The organism is Flavobacteriaceae bacterium GSB9, assembly GCA_022749295.1.
GTDB lineage: Bacteria > Bacteroidota > Bacteroidia > Flavobacteriales > Flavobacteriaceae > Flavisericum.
In genome coordinates, this window is sequence record CP062007.1 from 2,762,287 (window position 1) to 2,779,906 (window position 17,620).

The 17,620-nt window shown below is 36.0% G+C and carries 21 protein-coding genes; 14 read left to right on the plus strand and 7 right to left on the minus strand.

Annotation, left to right across the window (positions count from 1 at the left end; all coding sequences use genetic code 11):
- Nucleotides 1-163: 163 nt before the first annotated feature.
- On the minus strand, nucleotides 164-454 hold the full coding sequence (locus GSB9_02425) for an integration host factor subunit beta (protein UKM65854.1): 291 nt from the start codon (nucleotides 452-454) through the stop codon (nucleotides 164-166).
- A 138-nt stretch (nucleotides 455-592) separates the two neighbouring features.
- Here GSB9_02425 and mutY point away from each other — a divergent pair, with 138 nt between their 5' ends.
- From mutY to GSB9_02430, 5 genes are all read left to right on the plus strand, one after another.
- Nucleotides 593-1,633: an A/G-specific adenine glycosylase gene (gene mutY / locus GSB9_02426; protein UKM65855.1), complete on the plus strand. Its 1,041-nt coding sequence runs from the start codon at nucleotides 593-595 to the stop codon at nucleotides 1,631-1,633.
- A gap of 89 nt (nucleotides 1,634-1,722) precedes the next feature.
- Nucleotides 1,723-2,175: a single-stranded DNA-binding protein gene (gene ssb, locus GSB9_02427; GenBank protein ID UKM65856.1), complete on the plus strand. Its 453-nt coding sequence runs from the start codon at nucleotides 1,723-1,725 to the stop codon at nucleotides 2,173-2,175.
- A 53-nt stretch (nucleotides 2,176-2,228) separates the two neighbouring features.
- The gene (locus GSB9_02428; GenBank protein UKM65857.1) at nucleotides 2,229-3,533 is read left to right on the plus strand and encodes a gliding motility-associated protein GldE; all 1,305 of its coding nucleotides are present in this window, start codon (nucleotides 2,229-2,231) and stop codon (nucleotides 3,531-3,533) included.
- A gap of 90 nt (nucleotides 3,534-3,623) precedes the next feature.
- Nucleotides 3,624-4,169: a gliding motility lipoprotein GldD gene (gene gldD, locus GSB9_02429; GenBank protein UKM65858.2), complete on the plus strand. Its 546-nt coding sequence runs from the start codon at nucleotides 3,624-3,626 to the stop codon at nucleotides 4,167-4,169.
- 130 nt (nucleotides 4,170-4,299) lie between these two features.
- The gene (locus GSB9_02430; protein ID UKM65859.1) at nucleotides 4,300-5,010 is read left to right on the plus strand and encodes a hypothetical protein; all 711 of its coding nucleotides are present in this window, start codon (nucleotides 4,300-4,302) and stop codon (nucleotides 5,008-5,010) included.
- A gap of 43 nt (nucleotides 5,011-5,053) precedes the next feature.
- On the opposite strand, the gene GSB9_02431 is transcribed toward GSB9_02430, so the two are convergent.
- Nucleotides 5,054-5,437, minus strand: coding sequence for a cation transporter (locus tag GSB9_02431; GenBank protein UKM65860.1), 384 nt, complete (start codon nucleotides 5,435-5,437; stop codon nucleotides 5,054-5,056).
- A gap of 182 nt (nucleotides 5,438-5,619) precedes the next feature.
- Between GSB9_02431 and GSB9_02432 the strand changes: the two genes are divergently transcribed.
- The 4 genes from GSB9_02432 to GSB9_02435 all read left to right on the plus strand — a co-directional run bounded on the left by GSB9_02432 (nucleotide 5,620) and on the right by GSB9_02435 (nucleotide 7,829).
- Complete coding sequence (locus tag GSB9_02432) at nucleotides 5,620-6,066, plus strand: DUF4199 domain-containing protein (protein ID UKM65861.1); 447 nt, start codon at nucleotides 5,620-5,622, stop codon at nucleotides 6,064-6,066.
- 84 nt (nucleotides 6,067-6,150) lie between these two features.
- Nucleotides 6,151-6,813 carry a 50S ribosomal protein L21 gene (rplU, locus tag GSB9_02433; GenBank protein ID UKM65862.1) on the plus strand — a complete coding sequence of 221 codons (663 nt, stop codon included), beginning with the start codon at nucleotides 6,151-6,153 and terminating at the stop codon, nucleotides 6,811-6,813.
- Nucleotides 6,814-6,849: 36 nt separating this feature from the next.
- On the plus strand, nucleotides 6,850-7,110 hold the full coding sequence (gene rpmA / locus GSB9_02434) for a 50S ribosomal protein L27 (protein ID UKM65863.1): 261 nt from the start codon (nucleotides 6,850-6,852) through the stop codon (nucleotides 7,108-7,110).
- Between the two features lie 83 nt (nucleotides 7,111-7,193).
- Nucleotides 7,194-7,829 carry a PorT family protein gene (locus tag GSB9_02435; GenBank protein UKM65864.1) on the plus strand — a complete coding sequence of 212 codons (636 nt, stop codon included), beginning with the start codon at nucleotides 7,194-7,196 and terminating at the stop codon, nucleotides 7,827-7,829.
- A gap of 6 nt (nucleotides 7,830-7,835) precedes the next feature.
- Here GSB9_02435 and GSB9_02436 read toward each other — a convergent pair whose 3' ends face one another.
- The gene (locus GSB9_02436) at nucleotides 7,836-8,306 is read right to left on the minus strand and encodes a DUF1569 domain-containing protein (protein UKM65865.1); all 471 of its coding nucleotides are present in this window, start codon (nucleotides 8,304-8,306) and stop codon (nucleotides 7,836-7,838) included.
- 95 nt (nucleotides 8,307-8,401) lie between these two features.
- Between GSB9_02436 and GSB9_02437 the strand changes: the two genes are divergently transcribed.
- Nucleotides 8,402-8,671: a hypothetical protein gene (locus GSB9_02437; GenBank protein UKM65866.1), complete on the plus strand. Its 270-nt coding sequence runs from the start codon at nucleotides 8,402-8,404 to the stop codon at nucleotides 8,669-8,671.
- Here the strand turns inward: GSB9_02437 and GSB9_02438 are convergent.
- Together GSB9_02438 and ahcY are read right to left on the minus strand one after the other, a co-directional pair.
- Complete coding sequence (locus GSB9_02438) at nucleotides 8,668-9,183, minus strand: very short patch repair endonuclease (GenBank protein UKM65867.1); 516 nt, start codon at nucleotides 9,181-9,183, stop codon at nucleotides 8,668-8,670. The two genes, GSB9_02437 and GSB9_02438, sit on opposite strands and share 4 nt — an antisense overlap.
- 94 nt (nucleotides 9,184-9,277) lie before the next feature.
- A complete protein-coding gene (gene ahcY / locus GSB9_02439; protein UKM65868.1) occupies nucleotides 9,278-10,594 on the minus strand; it encodes an adenosylhomocysteinase in 1,317 nt (438 codons plus the stop codon).
- Between the two features lie 132 nt (nucleotides 10,595-10,726).
- Here ahcY and GSB9_02440 point away from each other — a divergent pair, with 132 nt between their 5' ends.
- Both GSB9_02440 and GSB9_02441 read left to right on the plus strand, forming a co-directional pair.
- Nucleotides 10,727-11,353, plus strand: a complete 627-nt coding sequence (locus tag GSB9_02440) for a 4'-phosphopantetheinyl transferase superfamily protein (GenBank protein UKM65869.1) — start codon at nucleotides 10,727-10,729, stop codon at nucleotides 11,351-11,353.
- Nucleotides 11,353-12,078 carry a geranylgeranylglyceryl/heptaprenylglyceryl phosphate synthase gene (locus GSB9_02441; GenBank protein UKM65870.1) on the plus strand — a complete coding sequence of 242 codons (726 nt, stop codon included), beginning with the start codon at nucleotides 11,353-11,355 and terminating at the stop codon, nucleotides 12,076-12,078. The genes GSB9_02440 and GSB9_02441 overlap by 1 nt, the downstream gene beginning before the upstream one ends.
- 1 nt (nucleotide 12,079) lies before the next feature.
- On the opposite strand, the gene GSB9_02442 is transcribed toward GSB9_02441, so the two are convergent.
- Both GSB9_02442 and GSB9_02443 read right to left on the minus strand, forming a co-directional pair.
- Nucleotides 12,080-13,885 carry a rhamnogalacturonan lyase gene (locus GSB9_02442; GenBank protein ID UKM65871.2) on the minus strand — a complete coding sequence of 602 codons (1,806 nt, stop codon included), beginning with the start codon at nucleotides 13,883-13,885 and terminating at the stop codon, nucleotides 12,080-12,082.
- A gap of 263 nt (nucleotides 13,886-14,148) precedes the next feature.
- Complete coding sequence (locus GSB9_02443) at nucleotides 14,149-16,248, minus strand: T9SS type A sorting domain-containing protein (protein UKM65872.2); 2,100 nt, start codon at nucleotides 16,246-16,248, stop codon at nucleotides 14,149-14,151.
- Nucleotides 16,249-16,461: 213 nt separating this feature from the next.
- On the opposite strand from GSB9_02443, the gene pnuC reads away from it, so the two are divergent.
- Both pnuC and GSB9_02445 read left to right on the plus strand, forming a co-directional pair.
- Complete coding sequence (pnuC, locus tag GSB9_02444; GenBank protein ID UKM65873.1) at nucleotides 16,462-17,094, plus strand: nicotinamide riboside transporter PnuC; 633 nt, start codon at nucleotides 16,462-16,464, stop codon at nucleotides 17,092-17,094.
- Nucleotides 17,055-17,618, plus strand: coding sequence for an ATP-binding protein (locus GSB9_02445; GenBank protein ID UKM65874.1), 564 nt, complete (start codon nucleotides 17,055-17,057; stop codon nucleotides 17,616-17,618). Before pnuC ends, GSB9_02445 begins: the two co-directional genes overlap by 40 nt.
- The last annotated feature ends 2 nt before the right edge of the window (nucleotides 17,619-17,620 follow it).

Below are 17,620 nucleotides of genomic sequence, written 5' to 3' on the forward strand. Positions count from 1 at the left end.
TTTTTGATTTATTTTTTCTTTTTGTGACGGTTAGCGCGTCTACGTTTCTTACGTTTATGCGTCGCTACCTTATGTCTTTTACGTTTTTTACCACTTGGCATAAATAGTGTCTTTTTTAAATTAATGATTTATTTTAAAGCCGGAACGACTCCGGCATATGTTATTATTTAACGTCTACATTTGTTTTTACGCCTTCTACAAAAACTTTTGCAGGCTTAAATGCAGGAATGTTATGAGCAGGTATTTTAATAGTTGTGTTTTTAGAAATGTTTCTACCTGTTTTTTCTGCTCTAGTTTTAATGATAAAACTTCCAAAACCTCTTAAATAAACATTGTCTCCACTTTCTAATGAAGTTTTTACTTCTTCCATAAATGTTTCAACAGTTGCTTGAACGTCACCTTTTTCAATTCCTAACTTCTCAGAAATTTTTGCTACTAAATCAGCCTTCGTCATTTTAATATTTTATTTTTTGTTACTATTAATTCTAAAAGGGATGCAAATATAGGAATTAAATATTCAATATTTCAAACCTAATTAATTAAAATTTAATATTATAAAGGTTTATTTTTGTTTGTTTTATTTAATGAATAGATGAATTTTTCAAAAATCATAACAAACTGGTACTCAGTAAACAAGAGGGTTTTGCCGTGGCGTGAAACCAACAATCCGTATCAAATATGGCTATCGGAAATTATTTTGCAGCAAACCCAAGTTAAGCAAGGCTTACCATATTATGAAGCATTTGTTGCCAAATACCCAACCGTTTTTGATCTTGCCAAAGCCGAAGAAAGCGAGGTATTAAAACTTTGGCAAGGACTTGGTTATTATTCGCGGGCCAGAAATTTACATGCCACAGCAAAATATGTAGCCAACGAGCTTAATGGAGAATTTCCAGATACATATAAAGGACTGCTAAAATTAAAAGGTGTTGGCGACTACACGGCCAGTGCAATTGCTTCAATTTGTTTTAACGAAACTGCAGCTGTGGTCGATGGTAATGTGTACAGAGTACTTTCTCGTTATTTTGGAATTGAAACACCCGTTAATTCATCAAAAGGCTGCAAAGAATTTAAAGCTTTGGCTCAAGAATTAATTGATGAAAAGAATCCTGCCGAATTTAACCAAGCGATTATGGAATTTGGTGCCATTCAATGTAAACCTAAAAATCCAGATTGTAATTGTTGTCCGTTTCAAAACAGTTGTGTGGCCTTAGCTCAAAACAGAATCGATATACTACCTGTAAAAAACAAATCTGCGAAAGCGAAAAAAAAGTATTTTAATTTTTTGGTATTTGTTTCTGGCGATGGAAAAACCATTTTACAAAAACGAGAAGGGAAAGGAATTTGGCAGAACCTATATCAGTTTCCTTTGATAGAAACTAATAAAAATGTTGATGTAAACGCCTTTAAAACGATTGTTGAAAATCACGATTTAATACAGGGGGCCGATTTTACGTTTACGCCATATAATAAGGATGCTATTGTGCATAAACTATCGCACCAACATCTTTATACTAAATTCTGGATTGTGAATGTTGAAAAGTTGCCAGTAAAAGGGGTTCCTGTTGCTAAAGTTCACGATTATGCAGTGCCTATATTAATTGGAAACTTTATTGATTCATATAATTTTTGACCGTTTATTAATAGCAATCATATTTTTTTATTAATTTTAAAAAAATGGAGAGCAAATAGTTACTTTTGCTCTCTTGAAAAAAGAAAACTATGTCTGGAACTTTAAATAAAGTAATGCTTATAGGGCATTTGGGAGATGAGGTAAAAATGCACTACTTTGAAGGAGGAGGTTGCATTGGGCGTTTTCCTTTGGCAACAAACGAAACCTATACCAATAGGCAAACAAATGAACGTGTTACAAATACCGAGTGGCACAATATTGTAGTGCGAAATAAAGCTGCCGAAATTTGTGAAAAATACTTAAGTAAGGGCGATAGAGTTTATATTGAAGGTCGTTTAAAAACCAGAAAATGGCAAGACGATAGCGGAAACGATAGGTACTCAACCGAAATACAATGCACAGATTTTACTTTCCTTACTACTAAACAGGAGAGTGGAAACAATGCGGTTTCTTCAAATGCCCAAACGCCACAAAAGCCTGTTGAAAACCAAAAACCGGCCAACGAGCCTATTGAAGATGAGAATGATGATTTGCCGTTTTAATACCCTAATTGGTGGTTTATCGAAAACCCTATGTTTAACTAAAATACTGTTAGTTGGATCCTGACCCTGCCAGTTTTATTACATTAGTAACAACGGTAGATTATTCTGTTGTTTTTGGTTTGGCATTGCTGTTTTTGCTCTTAGTGTGTTCTGCGCTAATATCAGGAGCGGAGGTAGCTTTGTTTTCGCTTGCTGCTGAGCAAATAAAAGAAGGCTTAGAGCAAAAATCAAAGCGCATTGAGATTATCGCCAAACTTCTGGAACGACCGAAAAAATTATTGGCTACCATATTGGTTGCCAATAATTTTATAAACATTGCTATTGTAATTTTATTCGCCTTTTTGGGTGATTTTCTTTTTGGAAATATTATTAGCCCAGAACTAAAATTTGTTGTAGAAGTTGTTCTTATTACCTTTTTAATATTGTTGTTTGGTGAAATTTTGCCTAAAATTTACGCTAGTAGAAACAATTTAAAGTTCGCCACTTTTATGGCCTATCCGCTTCGAGTGTTAGATGTGTTTTTATCGCCAATAAGTTTACCCATGCGTGGTGTAACTTTAGCCATCCATAACAAGTTAGGAAAGCAAAAACCAGGTATAAGTGTCGATCAGCTCTCGCAAGCGCTAGAATTGACCAGTGAAGAAGATACCACTAAAGAAGAGCACAAAATATTGCAGGGTATCGTGTCCTTTGGCAATACAGACACCAAACAGGTTATGCGTCCGCGTATTGATATTTTTGCCCTAAAGATAGAGCAAAAATATTTGGACATAATGCCCGAGATTATAGAAAATGGCTACTCCAGAATTCCAGTTTACCGCGATAATATCGATAAAATAGAAGGCATCCTTTATGTGAAAGACCTTTTGCCCTATATCGATAGAAAACAATTTGACTGGACCACCCTAATAAGAGAACCGTTTTTTGTTCCAGAAAACAAAAAACTTGACGATTTAATGGCAGAGTTTCAGGATAAAAAAGTACATCTGGCTGTTGTTGTTGATGAGTACGGGGGCACATCTGGCTTAATCTCATTAGAAGATATTATTGAAGAGATTGTAGGTGACATAAGTGATGAGTTTGATGATGAGGATTTAACATATTCCAAACTCGATGAAAACAATTATGTATTTGAGGGAAAAACAGCCTTAAAAGATTTTTACAAGATTATTAAAATTGAAGACGATACGGTTTTTGAAGCAAATAAAGGTGAGGCAGAAACCGTTGCAGGTTTCGTTTTAGAAATTTCGGGTAGTTTTCCAAAGTTAAATAGTAAAATAAATTTTGAAAATTACGTTTTTACTATTGAGGCTATGGACAAAAAACGAATCAAGCTTGTTAAATTCACGATGCTGTAAACGAGTAAGGCACTATCAAAATTAAACGTCATGACTAATAAAATTACGAGTGTATTTTGTGTGAAGGTTTTGTTTGTATTCACATTTTTTATGGCAGTGTCATGTGGAGATGATTACTTGCCTAAACCAAAAGCATACTTAAGGCTAGATTATCCAGAACCCAAATACAATCAAGTAGATTTAGGTTTGCCTTTTGAGTTTGAGGTCAATAAGTTAGCGGAAAACATTCAAGTTAATCAAATAGGAGGCCCTTCAGAAAGTTACGGGGTGAATCTAGAATATCCTTTAATGAAAGGGACTATTTTTTTAACTTACAAAACGGTTAAGGACAGAGAAAAAGACCTTAGGGATTTTATACGAGATGCTCAAAACTTAACCCAAAAGCATACCATTAAAGCAGATGAAATTCCAGTAACGGCCTACGAAAATAAAAAACGTAAAGTTTATGGGGCATTTGCAGAAGTAAAAGGCGATGTGGCATCAATGGCACAGTTTTACGTAACAGATAGTGTTAATCATTTTTTAACGGGTTCGCTGTATTTTTACGCAAAACCCAATTACGACTCTATTTTACCTGCAGCACATTATTTGCAGAATGATATTAAGCACATTATGGAAAGTGTAAACTGGAAATAATCGTCAAAGAGCATGCAAAAAAGATTTTGCCCATTGTTCAAGTTTAGGTGTTCTGTGTTGTTTCTAGAAAAACGTATATTGCATGCTATATATGATGTCGTTTTTATGAAGAATAAAAATATATAAAACTTTGGGAGCTTATAGGAACGCGGTTAAAGAAGAATTGTTAGAGCTTTTTAGCCAAAAGAAATTAGCTAACATAATGTTTTTTGGAATCGTTTTTTTAGATGCTTTAGGTGCTATTTTTCCTGAGTATTTAAATAGAAAAATAACCCTATTTGTCCCTTTTCCTCTTATTTTGGTTATTTATATGTCACACACTCGCAAGGTCAACAGGTGGTTTGTGTTGGCTTTGGTACTTAACTTTTTTGGCATTTGTTATTTTAACAATCCTTACCTGCGATACGATTCCACTGGTTTGGTTTTCCATGCTATGGCCTACTTGGTCTATTGTTTTATTTTGTTTAGACCATTCAAAACCATTGGAGTAAAGAAAATTTTGTTCGTTTTGGTTCTGCTATCGCTATTGGTGTTGGTGCCCTTAGCGTTTTATTACGATGGAATAAAGCAAACAGTTGTTTTTAATGCCACTATTCTTTACGTATGCCTAACGGCTCTATATATTCTTTTGGCAGTATTGGTTTATATTTCTCGAAAAACCGAAACCCATCGTTTTCTCTTGTTTTCTGCAATTTCAATACTATTGAGTTCCTATTTTCAGGGATACAATCTTTTTATGGATAAAAACGATTTGCTTAATTTTTTTGCCGTAATATGCTTTAATCTTGCCCACTATTTAATGTGTTGTTACTTAGTGCGGCGTTCTAAAGAAGTTGGGTGATATTATAAAATAAAAAAGCTTTTCTTTTTAGATGTTTTTTTGACTATTTCGAAAAGGTTTCAACCGTTTTCATGTCTCTCACCTCGTAGGTTTCAGAAACCCCAGTTACTGTTTTTGTTAATGATGTAGGGTTTACTGTGCCTTCGTTATATTCAACCATAGCCAGTTTTTTATCAAAATCTACCGTGGCCGATTTTACACCTTCCATTTTAGAAATTTCCTTTTGGATGGTGGCAGCGCAACCCATAGCGCAGGTCATTCCGTTAATTGTAAACTCTACTTTTGCATAGGTGGCATTTGGGTCTAACTTTTTAATGTTGCTTGTTTCAGTGCCAACGGTTTTAATCTCTGGTTTAACTTCATTTTTACAACTAAATACCAATGTTGCAATGGTTGCAAGTATTAAAAATTGCTTTATGGTTTTCATTCAATGTGAATTTATTTGTTTGTTGCAAAATTACTAAATATATGTTTATGAGTGTTGTGGAAAGCAAATTTTAAACTGGTGACAGTCAAGGTAAAAAGATTGAAATTTGAAAAATTGGGGGTGAAATTATTTTTTTTGCAGATTTTTTCCGAAATTTAAGTAAATAAATTATACCAACAATTATGAAAAACATCTCCCTACCACTTCGTTTTGGATTAGTAACAAGCGCGGTTTTAATCGCCTATTTTTTGGTTTTAGCCTTGGTTGGAAAGCATACGAATCCAACGTTCAGTTTTTTTAATGCCATCATAACAGGTTTAGGTATTTATGAGGCCGTAAAGCTGAAAAAGATGGAAAACATTAACAGTTTTTCTTATGGAGAGGGGTTTAAAACGGGCATTATTACTGGTGCAGTGGCCACAATACTCTTTACTGTTTTCTTTTTGTTTTACGCCACTGAGGTAAATACTGGTTTTTTGCCTGAATTGCTCCAAACCGTCAATGGTGGTTTTAACGCCGATATCGGTATGGTTTCCTTCGTTGTGGCTGTAATGGGCTTTGCTACTACGGTTGTGGCATCATTAACGGTAATGCAAGTTTTTAAAAAAACAGGAAATATTTCTCAATAATTTTTAAAACGTTTGTAGTTTAATTAATTAGCAGTATATTTGCACTCATTTTTTGAACAAATTAATTAATAAAAACGTTACGCTATGTACGCAATTGTAGAGATAGCAGGGCAACAATTTAAAGTTGAAAAAGACCAAAAAGTTTTTGTTAACCGTTTGCAAACTGAAGAAGGAAAACAAGTATCTTTTGATAATGTACTTCTTTTAGGAGACGGTAACAATGTAACTGTAGGCGCCCCGGCTATAGACGGAGCTCAAGTAGGAGCAAAAGTCTTAAAGCACCTAAAAGGTGATAAAGTTATAGTTTTCAAGAAGAAAAGACGTAAAGGTTACCGTGTAAAAAATGGTCACCGTCAAGCGCTTTCTGAAATCGTAATTGAAAGTATTGTGGCTTCAGGAGCTAAGAAATCGGCTCCAGCTAAAAAGGAAACTAAAAAAGCAGAACCAAAGGCTGAAACTAAAAAGGCCGCACCAAAAAAATCAACGGCAAAAGCAGATGATTTAAAGAAAATTGAAGGTGCTGGACCAAAAGCAGCTGAAGCTTTAGTGAACGCAGGACTTGATACTTTTGCAAAAGTAGCTAAGTCGACACCAGAAAAATTAAGTAACATTCTTTCTGAAGCAAGTTCAAGATTATCTCACATCGTTACCGAAACTTGGCCAAAACAAGCTGGTTTGGCAGCCGAAGGTAAATGGGATGAGTTAAAAGAATTACAAGACAGATTAGACGGCGGAATAGAAAAATAATTCCGTTATTTATTAACAATATAAAAACTTAAGACAATGGCTCATAAAAAAGGAGTAGGTAGTTCTAAGAACGGTAGAGAATCAGAATCGAAACGCTTGGGCGTTAAGATTTTTGGTGGACAAGCTGCCGTTGCCGGAAACATTATCGTAAGACAACGAGGAAATACACACCATCCAGGTGAAAACGTATATTCTTCAAAAGACCATACTTTACATGCTCAAGTTGATGGCATAGTAAAGTTTACCAAGAAAAAAGATAATAAATCTTATGTTTCTATAGAGCCTTTTGAGGCTTAAGAAATAGTTTTCTTAAAATAAATTTAACCCTTTCTGGAAGCAGAAAGGGTTTTTTTATATTTTTATATCATCAAAATCTTACAATGAATAAATTTAATTTTTCTTTTTTTATAGGGGTTCTATTTAGTTTATCTAGTCTTTTTGCCCAAACCAATTTTAAAATTGGAGCAAACATAGGTGGGCAGATATCAAGTTTAAGGGGTTCAGATAACGAAATCGACAATAATTTTCAGCCAGTCCCAATGATAGGACTTAACGTTGAGGTTGCTTTTGGACCATCTATATCTATAATAACAGGTATTAATTTCGAGCGTTGGAAAAAGGAAAGAGAGTTTTTAAATTATGGTTCATTTGCTGAACCTCTGGAAAAAGTAAACTATAGTGAAGGTTACGATTTCTATAATATTCCATTTCTATTTAGGTATAAATTTGGGAATAAAAAAGATTTCTTTGTTGATGCAGGCGGATTTGTAAATTATTTCAATAAAGGAAGACCCAATAGAAGATATTTTTCGCTATTCATGCAATTTGAGGATTATAATTTTGGAGTATTATTTGGAGTAGGTAAAGTATTTAGGATAACTGAAAAAATCGATATTGCTTTGCAATTAAGAGATGAATTAGGGCTTACTGATGTAAATAAATATGAGTGGGATGTTAGGGGAGAAGTTATGACTAATACCATAAGGATGCTAGCTACCATAAGCTATGAATTGTAGAAAATCTTATTTCAAAATATCCTTGATGATTTTTAAATGATGATTTGTATGCATCGCCAAAAAATAAAGGGTTTGTTTTTTTGATAGCATCCCAAAAATATGATGCGTAAAATAAGATTTTTTAGGAAGCTGTTTAGTACTTTCAATCTGCTTTTTGGCTAGTTTTAGTTGGCTAAATAAATCCTCAGCAGAAAAATGATTGGGTGGTAAAACTACTTTAGGAGCTTTGGCTTTTCCTCTGGGGATATACCTTAAAGGAAACAATATAGCTCGTTTTAAATTGAAATTTCGTTTGTAATTTTCGGGTTTGGTTTTGTGTAAAATGCCACAAATGCCATTAATAACCTGTAAACTATGATGTAAATGCCAGCCAATGTTGCCCTTTGATACTTCCAGGTCCTTTTGTTGAAACATGGGAATTAACTCTTCTAAATTGGACAATTGCTTGTGTAAAATGTTAATTTGTTTGGCTTGCATATTCAAACTTTGTTTAAAAGATATAAATTAAATCCTTAACTTTAGGCAGTTGTCTTTTTATTGGCATTAATTGTTTATTTAAAAATCACTTAGGTATGCTTCCGTTTAGATCAGAAATTAGAAACTCCCCTAAAACACCTACTATTAAAATTTTTTTAAGTGATGAGTCTTTGGATGAAAGAATTAAAAAACACTTAGAGCATTTTAAAGAAATTGAGGCTATTGAAATTCGTGAAAGTGTTGGGCAAAACCGCGCCAATGAAAATATTACCGTGTTTTTAAACGAAGATGTGGATATTGAAAAAATGAAAAAGTCTATAGATTCTAGTCTGTGGTGGTATTTTGAGGAAGATTTGGTTGATTAATAGTTGTACCCTGTAGAAATATAAACCATCACATCGTTGATGCATTGGTTGAGGTTTTGTTTAATTTCTCTGCTCCAGAATCTAAAAACGGTATAATCCATATCGGCAAGTTGCTGGTTTACTTCTTTATCACGCTGTATATCACGCTCTATTTTTGGTATCCAAAACCCGCGGTTACTTTTTATGGTCTGTTTACGTTCGTCCCAATTGTAACCATGCCAAAATTCACCATCTATAAAAACGGCTAATTTGTACTTTTTAATCGACACATCGGGTTTGCCGGGTAATGTTTTATTGTCCACACGAAAGCGTACATCTCGAGCCCATAAAGCGCGTCTGAAAATCAATTCTGGTTTGGTATTTTTACCACGTATTTTACTCATTATTTTTGAGCGTTTTTTGGTGGTATAAAAACCAGAAGCTTCGTTAAAGCGTGGGACTTTTATTTTTTCTTCATTATACGGCACGGCATATTCAATATAAGTGAATCTATTGAAATAAAAAACCCTCACATCTCTAGTAAGGGTTTTTTAGATTGTTGAGATGCTGAATTAACACTTCGACTCCGCTCATTGTGATAATTAATTCAGCACGACAAATATTTATTTAGTATCTATAATACTCAGGTTTGTAAGGTCCTTCAACTTTAACACCAATATACTCAGCTTGGTCTTGCTTTAATTCGGTCAATTCAACACCAATTTTTTCTAAGTGTAGTTTAGCTACTTTTTCATCAAGATGTTTTGGCAGCATGTACACTTTGTTTTCATATTTATCACTATGGTTCCAGAGTTCAATTTGAGCCAAAGTTTGATTGGTAAACGAGTTGCTCATCACAAAACTTGGGTGGCCCGTAGCGCAGCCTAAATTCACCAAACGACCTTGCGCTAAAATAATAACATCTTTGCCGTTAATAGTGTATTTATCAACTTGCGGTTTGATAACGTTTTTGGTGTTTCCGTAGTTTTTGTTCAACCACGCCATATCAATTTCATTGTCGAAATGCCCAATATTACAAACTATGGTTTTGTCTTTCATGGCTTCAAAATGCTCGCCACGAACAATGTCTTTATTTCCTGTTGTGGTAATCACGATATCGGCCTTACCAATTACGGTTTCCAGTTTTTTAACTTCGTATCCGTCCATTGCGGCTTGTAAAGCACAAATTGGGTCAATCTCGGTAACGGTTACGATACTCCCAGCACCTTTAAATGAAGCAGCAGTGCCTTTACCTACATCGCCATAACCACATACTACTACGCGTTTACCAGCCAACATCACATCGGTAGCGCGACGTATAGCATCTACGGCACTCTCACGACAACCATATTTATTATCGAATTTCGATTTTGTGACCGAATCGTTTACGTTAATAGCTGGCATTGGCAAGGTTCCTTTTTGCATGCGCTCGTATAAACGATGAACACCAGTTGTAGTTTCTTCACTCAAACCTTTAATACCAGAAACCAATTCTGGATATTTATCTAACACCATGTTCGTAAGGTCACCACCATCATCCAAAATCATATTTAATGGTTTTCTGTCTTCGCCAAAGAAAAGTGTTTGCTCAATACACCAATCAAATTCTTCTTCGGTCATGTCTTTCCAGGCATAAACGGCAGTTCCTGCAGCAGCAATGGCAGCAGCAGCTTGGTCTTGCGTAGAGAAAATATTGCAAGAGCTCCATGTCACTTCCGCTCCTAAAGCTTGTAAAGTTTCAATTAATACAGCAGTTTGTATAGTCATGTGCAAGCACCCAGCAATACGAGCCCCTTTTAAAGGTTGCTCGTTTTTGTACTCCTCGCGTAAGCTCATTAAGCCAGGCATTTCGGCTTCGGCCAATTCAATTTCTTTTCTTCCCCAATCTGCAAGCGAAATGTCTTTTACTTTATTGGCCACGTAAGGAATTGTTTTTGTACTCATAGTAATTTTCTTTTGTTTTTTAAAATCCAAACTTCATTGCTAATAGCTTATAAAATACTTAAATTCGCTAACGGAAAAAGCTCGAGCTATATTAGGCGGTGCAAAGATAATCAATAACTTTCAGAATACTAAATGCCACTTTATAAAACCATTACGCCAAATTCACAAACTACTGTTAAAATTTGGAAGATTACAGAGTCTTTTGATGATTTGATGCAATCGGTCAATTTAAAACCAGAAAGTTTGAAGCGTGTTTTAGGTATGAAAAGTGAAATGCACCAACGCGGTTTTTTAAGTGTACGGCGCCTATTGCAGGAGTTTGGTTATACAGATTCTGACTTGTTTTATAACGAGAACGGTAAGCCGCATTTAAAGGATGGCAAGCAAATATCTATAACCCATTCTTTTAATTTTTCGGCAGTGATTGTAAGTGATGCGATAGTTGGGATAGATGTTGAAAAGCAGCGTGATAAAATTCAAATAATTGCTCATAAATTTGTTGATTATGAAGCCCAGTATTTGGATAAAAACGCAAAGGGTTACGTTAAAAAATTAACCGTTATTTGGTGTGTTAAAGAATCACTTTACAAATTGTTTGCCACGCCCGGATTGAGTTTTAAACAGCATTGTTTGGTGATTCCCATATCTGATCGAGAACATGAAACTGTAGCATGGATTGATTATGAAGATCAAAAATATCGATTCAACATACAATATTTAGAGTTTGAAGGTTTTACATGTGCCTTTGCCGTAGCCTAATGGAAAACATCTATAAAAATATTTGTGAAGCTTCCAAAAGCGGTAAAAAGCATTTGGCAGTATTAATCGATCCCGATAAGTTCCCAACAGAAAAGGCATTGAATTTCATTCAAAAAGTAAACAGGTCTTTTGCAACACATATATTTGTTGGAGGCAGTACGGTTAGTGAACATGAAACCGATACTTTAGTTGCCGAAATAAAAAAACATACCACACTGCCGATTGTGCTATTTCCCGGTGATGTCACCCAAATTACCGAAAAGGCTGATGGACTCTTGTTCTTGAGTTTAATTTCTGGCAGAAATCCCGACTATTTAATTGGAAAACACGTTGAAGCGGTTGCCAAATTACATGACATGCCACTTGAAATAATCCCCACAGGATATATTTTAATTGAAAATGGAAAAGAAACAACAGTACAGCGGGTTACAGAGACCCAGCCCATTTCGCGAAATCGTGTTCAGTATATTATAGATACAGCAAAAGCTGGAGCACTTTTGGGCATGAAACTTATTTATTTGGAAGCGGGCAGTGGGGCATTGCACCCAATTACCCCAGAAATCATTAAGCGAGTAAAGAAAGAGTTAAAAATTCCTTTGATTGTAGGTGGTGGGATAAAAAAAAGAGAACAATTGAAAGCTGCTTTTAATTCGGGTGCAGATATGGTGGTTGTTGGTACAGCTTTTGAGGAAGATGAAGGTTTTTTTGATGATTTAAATCAATAAATTATTTGTTGTTTTTTGTTTTTACTAAGTAGATATGAGGCTCTTTAGGTTTTTGCATACCATGCCCCAAATAAAATCCGGTATGGGCGGGTTGGTTGTACGCCACATTCTGCCAAGCAATGCTTAACCGGTACACGGGATCGTGCATTAAGGTGAAAATTCTTTTATTGGTTGGGTATGGCGTTGAGAACATAACCAATTCTGTGTTCTCATCATTTCTCCAAATAATTTCTTCACGCCAATCGCCCAGAATATCGGCTATTAAACAAGGATTGGACTTTGTCCAATTATTACTCCTTAATCGCATACCATCATAATTATAAGCACTGAGCAACATACTTGTAGTTTGGGTGTTGGCATTCCATTTGGTAATTACAGTTTTATCAACAATTTCCCGAAGTAAATCACCATCCCACCAAGCAAACATGTTGAAGCTCGAACTTCTTCTTCCAGCAGTAGGATAAGTTTTTGATATAACCTCCCCTTTAACATTGTGTATTCCTGAACCGTTAATGGCCCAGCTTTCAGCGCCAAGATGATTGGGGTCTATATCGGCGGTTACGCCACGACCAATGTCGCCTTTCCCCTTAACGCTCCATAAAATTTCTCCTAAACTAGGGTCTCTAAAATCTATTGCAGGAATTGTAGTGCCATTAGCGATTTCATGAGGCATAAAAAATTCGAGACCTTTGCGTGTGGGGTCAAAATCGCCTAGATGGCTAGCATCGCCATGACCCAAGCCTGTGGAGTAAAGCCCCGTTCCGTCATCATCTATGGCACAAGATCCAAATTGTATTTCATCTTTACCATCGCCATCTAAATCCCCCACACCAAGGTTGTGATTGCCTTGGCCGAAGTATGCCTCGTTACCTTTTTTGTCACTATCAAAAACCCATCGGTTAGAGAGCGTACCGTTTCTGTAATCGAAAGCAGCTAAGACAGTTCGGGTATAATAACCTCTAGAAAAAACCAAGCTAGGTCTTTCTCCGTCAAGATATGCCACACAAGCTAAGAAACGATCCACTCTGTTTCCATAGCTGTCTCCCCAATCTGAAACTTTTCCTCTTTTTGGAATATAGTTGGTTGTTGCTAGAAAGGCACCAGTTTTCCCTGAAAAGACACTTAAAAACTCTGGGCCTCTTAAAATATATCCTCTTTTGTTTCTGTAATCAGCGTTAGCATTACCAAGAATTGTTCCTGCGCCATCAGTTGTGCCATCGGCTGTTTTACAGGCAATTTCAGCCTTGCCATCACCATCCAGGTCATAAACCATAAATTGCGTGTAATGGGCTCCTGAACGGATGTTTTTGCCTAAATCGATGTTCCATAGTACGGTGCCATCAAATTCAAGACCCTGCAAAATAGTACTGCCTGTATACCCACGATGTGCATTGTCGTGTGCGTTTGATGGTTGCCACTTTAATACCAATTCATATTGCCCATCACCATCTAAATCCCCAATAGAAGCATCGTTGGCTCTATAAACATAGTTTTTTCCATCAGGACTCGTACCGCCTAATGGAGCGGAAATTGGAATCTTTTTATAGATATTATTCCAGACTTTGACCGGTTTGCTTGTCTTTTGTTCTTTACCTTTTACAATAGCTGAAACACTATAAACACGATTTTGGGTGGTTTTGTCTACAAAATTACTGGCACCCGTAATGGGTTTGGTGTTCAATTTAACTTTTCCTCGATAGATGTTATAGGAAACATTCTTAAACTCAGGACCAAGTATACGCCAACTTATTAGAACTTCATGAGGTGATGTTCTTACTGCTAAAACTCCGCGATCTAAACTTTCCATTTGTTTTTGAGCTAAGGCAAATAAGGAAAAGTTAAAGGCAATGAGTAATATTAGTTTTTTTGAAAATAAAGGCATAGCTTTTTGTAACTCCTTAAGTAATTAAAAAATCAATTATAATATTAAGACAGTAAAATAGTTTCATGGTTTAAATTGAGCTAAATATAGACTGTTTACATCAAGAAATATATGTTGCAATATTTTAAGTTCTTAGGTAAATTAATTTCTCTTCTAATTGTGAAACTGTGTTGTTTCTAAGTTAATTTTTATTTTAAGAACACTTTGCCTGTTAGTGTTTTGTTATTTTTTTGAACCTTGATAAAGTACATGCCTGCAGAATAACCCTTTAAATCTATGCTTTTAATGTCATTGGTGGGTTTTTGAATTAATAACTCCCCAAGACTGTTATAAACTTCAATTGCTTCTATGTTGTTTTCATTGAAATATACCATCCCTGTTGTTGGATTTGGATATAATTTTATTTGAGAAGCATTGTTAGAAAGCTTGTCGTTTGTTGATAAAGTACCGTCACCGGTTAGATAAATGTTTGGAGCAGACGGTGTTTGCATATTTGTGCCTAAAAAGAAACCTGTATGTGCGGGTTGGTTGTAGGCTACGTTTTGCCAAGCGATACTCGTTCTGTATACAGGGTCGTGCATTAATGTAAAAATGCGTTCTGTTGGTAGGTCTGTAGATGAAACGATTACAAGGTTCGTGTTGTCAGATGTTCTCCAAATAATTTCTTCTCTCCAGTCGCCAATAATATCGGCAATTAAGCATGGATTGGATTTAGATCCATTATTGCTTGCCAATGAAAGGTTGTCATAACTGTAAGCTGTTAGCACCCTATCTGTGCCACTGCCGTTCCATTTGGTTATAACAGTTCTGTCAACCAGTTCTCTTGATAGATCACCATCATACCAAGCTGCCATATTAAATGTTGATCCATTTCCTGCCGTTTGTGGATAAGTTGTAGAAATTACATTGCCGTTAACATCGTGTATGCCTGTGCCGTCGGAAGCCCAAGCTTCGGCCCCTGGATAGTTGGGGTCGATATCAGCTATAAGGCAGCGGCCAATATCAGCATTGCCACTTGGTTGGTTTACTTGCCAGAAAATTTGGCCAAGTTGATTGCCCCTAAAATCTACTTTTGGCACTCTGTTGGTACGTAGTGCCCCAAAGTTGCCTAAAGGGACATGTGGACTGGAACCTGCAGTTTCATGACATGTGAAATATTCTAAACCAGGTTTAGTAGGGTCAAAATCCCCTAGATGGCTAGCGTCTCCGTGTTTATACCCAGTTGAGCTGAAAGGCGCTCCATCGTCATCAACAGTTAAAGACCCGTATATGATTTCATCGTTTCCGTCGTCGTCAATATCACCAACGGTTACACTATGGTTTCCTTGCTGTTCATATTGACTGCCCTCAATATCAGAGTCGAAAACCCACCTTTTGGTGAGTGTGCCATCGCGATAGTCGTATGCCGCTAAAACAGTTCTGGTATAATAGCCTCTGGCAAAAACTACACTAGGCCGTTGGCCGTCTAAATAGGCCACGCATGCCAAAAAACGATCTACTCGGTTTCCGTGATCATCACCCCAACTGGAAACATTTCCTCTTGGTGGGTCGTAAGGCTCATCTTTTATAATAAAAGCTCCCGTTTCACCTGAAAAAATGCTTAAATATTCTGGTCCAGCTAAAACGCGTCCTGAGGTGTTGCGATAATCGGCATTGGCATTTCCTAAAACTTCACCAGTGCCATCTGTTGTGCCATCGGCTGTTTTACAGGCTATTTCTGCTTTCCCGTCGCCATCTAAATCATACACCATAAATTGTGTGTAGTGGGCACCAGAACGTATGTTTTTACCTAAATCAATGGTCCATAAAACGGTTCCATCCATTTCTAAACCTTGTAGGATAGTGTTACCTGTATAACCACTTTGCGCATTGTCTTTTGCATTGGTAGGGTACCATTTTAATACAATTTCATAATCGCCGTCGCCGTCTAAATCACCTACAGAAGCATCGTTGGCTTCATAGGTATAAGTCACATTATCTGGGGTTGTTCCGCCTGAAGGGGCAGTAATAGGTATGGTTTTGTAAATGTCGTCCCATGGGTCTACAGCTTGAGAGCGTTCTTGCTCTTCACCATTAATCACTGCTGCTACGCTGTAAGCACCAGGAAAAAAAGCTTGGCTATCAATAAAATTGCTAGCTCCAGTGATTGGGGTTGGGTTTAATTTTGTGCCGCCTCGGTAAACGTTATATGAGGCGTTTTCAAACTCAGTACCGAAAATTCTCCAACTTATTGAAACGTTTGAAGGCCCAGTTCTTAAGGCCAAAACCCCTCGGTTTAAGCTTTCCATTTGTTTTTGTGCAAATGAGCAGAAAGTATTAAATATTAAGCAAAAAATGAGAATTTTTGAAGCTGTGGTTTGAGAGAGATAGTTTTTTTTCATTTTCTTTTTTTAAAAAGTAAAAATAATTATAAATCAAAATAATACCATCCTGTTCTTCCATGGCTAATAAAATGTTAGTTTTGTGTGCCAAATTTTGCCATTAAACCGATTATAAAAGTTATGGGTTCTATTTTCGATTGGATTTTTTCACAGTACCAAGGTGTGCCAACACATATTGTTTTTTTAGAGTCAATAGGAGTACTTTTTGGCTTTTTAAGTGTTTGGTTCTCTAAAGAAGAAAATATATTGGTCTATCCAACCGGTATCATCAGTACCGCGATTTTTGTATATATTTTGTGGGTTTACGGTCTTTTGGGTGATATGTTGATTAATGCTTATTATTTTGTTATGAGTATTTACGGATGGTATGTATGGACCCGTAAAATAGATGAAACCCATCTAACTCCAATCGCCAGGACCTCATTAACTGAAAAAAAAGTTTTGGTCGTTATATTTCTGACCACACTTCTTTTTGTGTTTTCAGTTTATCAATGGTTTGATAAATGGACAGGTTGGGTTGCCTATATAGACACATTTACAACAGGATTGTTTTTTCTTGGTATGTGGCTTATGGCTAAAAAGAAGCTTGAAAATTGGATATTTTGGATTATTGGAGACATTATTTCTGTGCCTTTGTACTTCTATAAAGGTTTAGTTTTTACATCTATTCAGTATCTATTATTTACCATTATTGCAATTTATGGATATAAGGCATGGAAGAAAACTTTAAACAACAACCTGCAAACTGCATAAAAGTAGTTTTGTTCGGGCCTGAATCAACTGGAAAAACCACGATATCAAGGCAATTAGCCAAACACTATAATTCGGTTTGGGTGCCAGAATATGCTCGAGAATACCTTCAAAATAAATGGGATAATAAAAGAGAAACCTGTCAACTTCAGGATTTGTTGCCCATTGCGCAAGGACAAATAAAACTTGAAAATGAATTGGCTAATGCCACTAATAGTGTTTTAATTTGTGATACCGATTTGTTGGAAACCAAAGTTTACTCCGAGGTGTTCTATTCTGGTATATGTCATCCTATTTTAAAAAAGTATGCGTTGCTAAATACTTACAATATGTATTTTTTAACCTATATTGACACCCCTTGGGAGGCAGATGATATTCGCGACAGACCATTGCAGCGCGATAAAATGTTTGAGGCTTTTCAAAACGAATTAATAAAAGCTAAAAGGCCGTATGTGCTTTTAAAAGGAAACAAAGAGGAGCGTTTTAATACAGCGGTGAAATATATAGATCAATTATTAAAAAAGTAAAA

Excerpts from the sequence above, each read along its gene's own strand:
- GSB9_02425 (UKM65854.1), bottom strand. The coding sequence starts at position 454 with ATGACGAAGGCTGATTTAGTAGCAAAAATTTCTGAGAAGTTAGGAATT.
- mutY (UKM65855.1), top strand. The coding sequence starts at position 593 with ATGAATTTTTCAAAAATCATAACAAACTGGTACTCAGTAAACAAGAGG.
- ssb (UKM65856.1), top strand. The coding sequence starts at position 1,723 with ATGTCTGGAACTTTAAATAAAGTAATGCTTATAGGGCATTTGGGAGAT.
- gldD (UKM65858.2), top strand. The coding sequence starts at position 3,624 with ATGGCAGTGTCATGTGGAGATGATTACTTGCCTAAACCAAAAGCATAC.
- GSB9_02431 (UKM65860.1), bottom strand. The coding sequence starts at position 5,437 with ATGAAAACCATAAAGCAATTTTTAATACTTGCAACCATTGCAACATTG.
- GSB9_02432 (UKM65861.1), top strand. The coding sequence starts at position 5,620 with ATGAAAAACATCTCCCTACCACTTCGTTTTGGATTAGTAACAAGCGCG.
- rplU (UKM65862.1), top strand. The coding sequence starts at position 6,151 with ATGTACGCAATTGTAGAGATAGCAGGGCAACAATTTAAAGTTGAAAAA.
- rpmA (UKM65863.1), top strand. The coding sequence starts at position 6,850 with ATGGCTCATAAAAAAGGAGTAGGTAGTTCTAAGAACGGTAGAGAATCA.
- GSB9_02435 (UKM65864.1), top strand. The coding sequence starts at position 7,194 with ATGAATAAATTTAATTTTTCTTTTTTTATAGGGGTTCTATTTAGTTTA.
- GSB9_02436 (UKM65865.1), bottom strand. The coding sequence starts at position 8,306 with ATGCAAGCCAAACAAATTAACATTTTACACAAGCAATTGTCCAATTTA.
- GSB9_02437 (UKM65866.1), top strand. The coding sequence starts at position 8,402 with ATGCTTCCGTTTAGATCAGAAATTAGAAACTCCCCTAAAACACCTACT.
- ahcY (UKM65868.1), bottom strand. The coding sequence starts at position 10,594 with ATGAGTACAAAAACAATTCCTTACGTGGCCAATAAAGTAAAAGACATT.
- GSB9_02440 (UKM65869.1), top strand. The coding sequence starts at position 10,727 with ATGCCACTTTATAAAACCATTACGCCAAATTCACAAACTACTGTTAAA.
- GSB9_02441 (UKM65870.1), top strand. The coding sequence starts at position 11,353 with ATGGAAAACATCTATAAAAATATTTGTGAAGCTTCCAAAAGCGGTAAA.
- GSB9_02442 (UKM65871.2), bottom strand. The coding sequence starts at position 13,885 with ATGGAAAGTTTAGATCGCGGAGTTTTAGCAGTAAGAACATCACCTCAT.
- GSB9_02443 (UKM65872.2), bottom strand. The coding sequence starts at position 16,248 with ATGGAAAGCTTAAACCGAGGGGTTTTGGCCTTAAGAACTGGGCCTTCA.
- pnuC (UKM65873.1), top strand. The coding sequence starts at position 16,462 with ATGGGTTCTATTTTCGATTGGATTTTTTCACAGTACCAAGGTGTGCCA.
- GSB9_02445 (UKM65874.1), top strand. The coding sequence starts at position 17,055 with ATGGAAGAAAACTTTAAACAACAACCTGCAAACTGCATAAAAGTAGTT.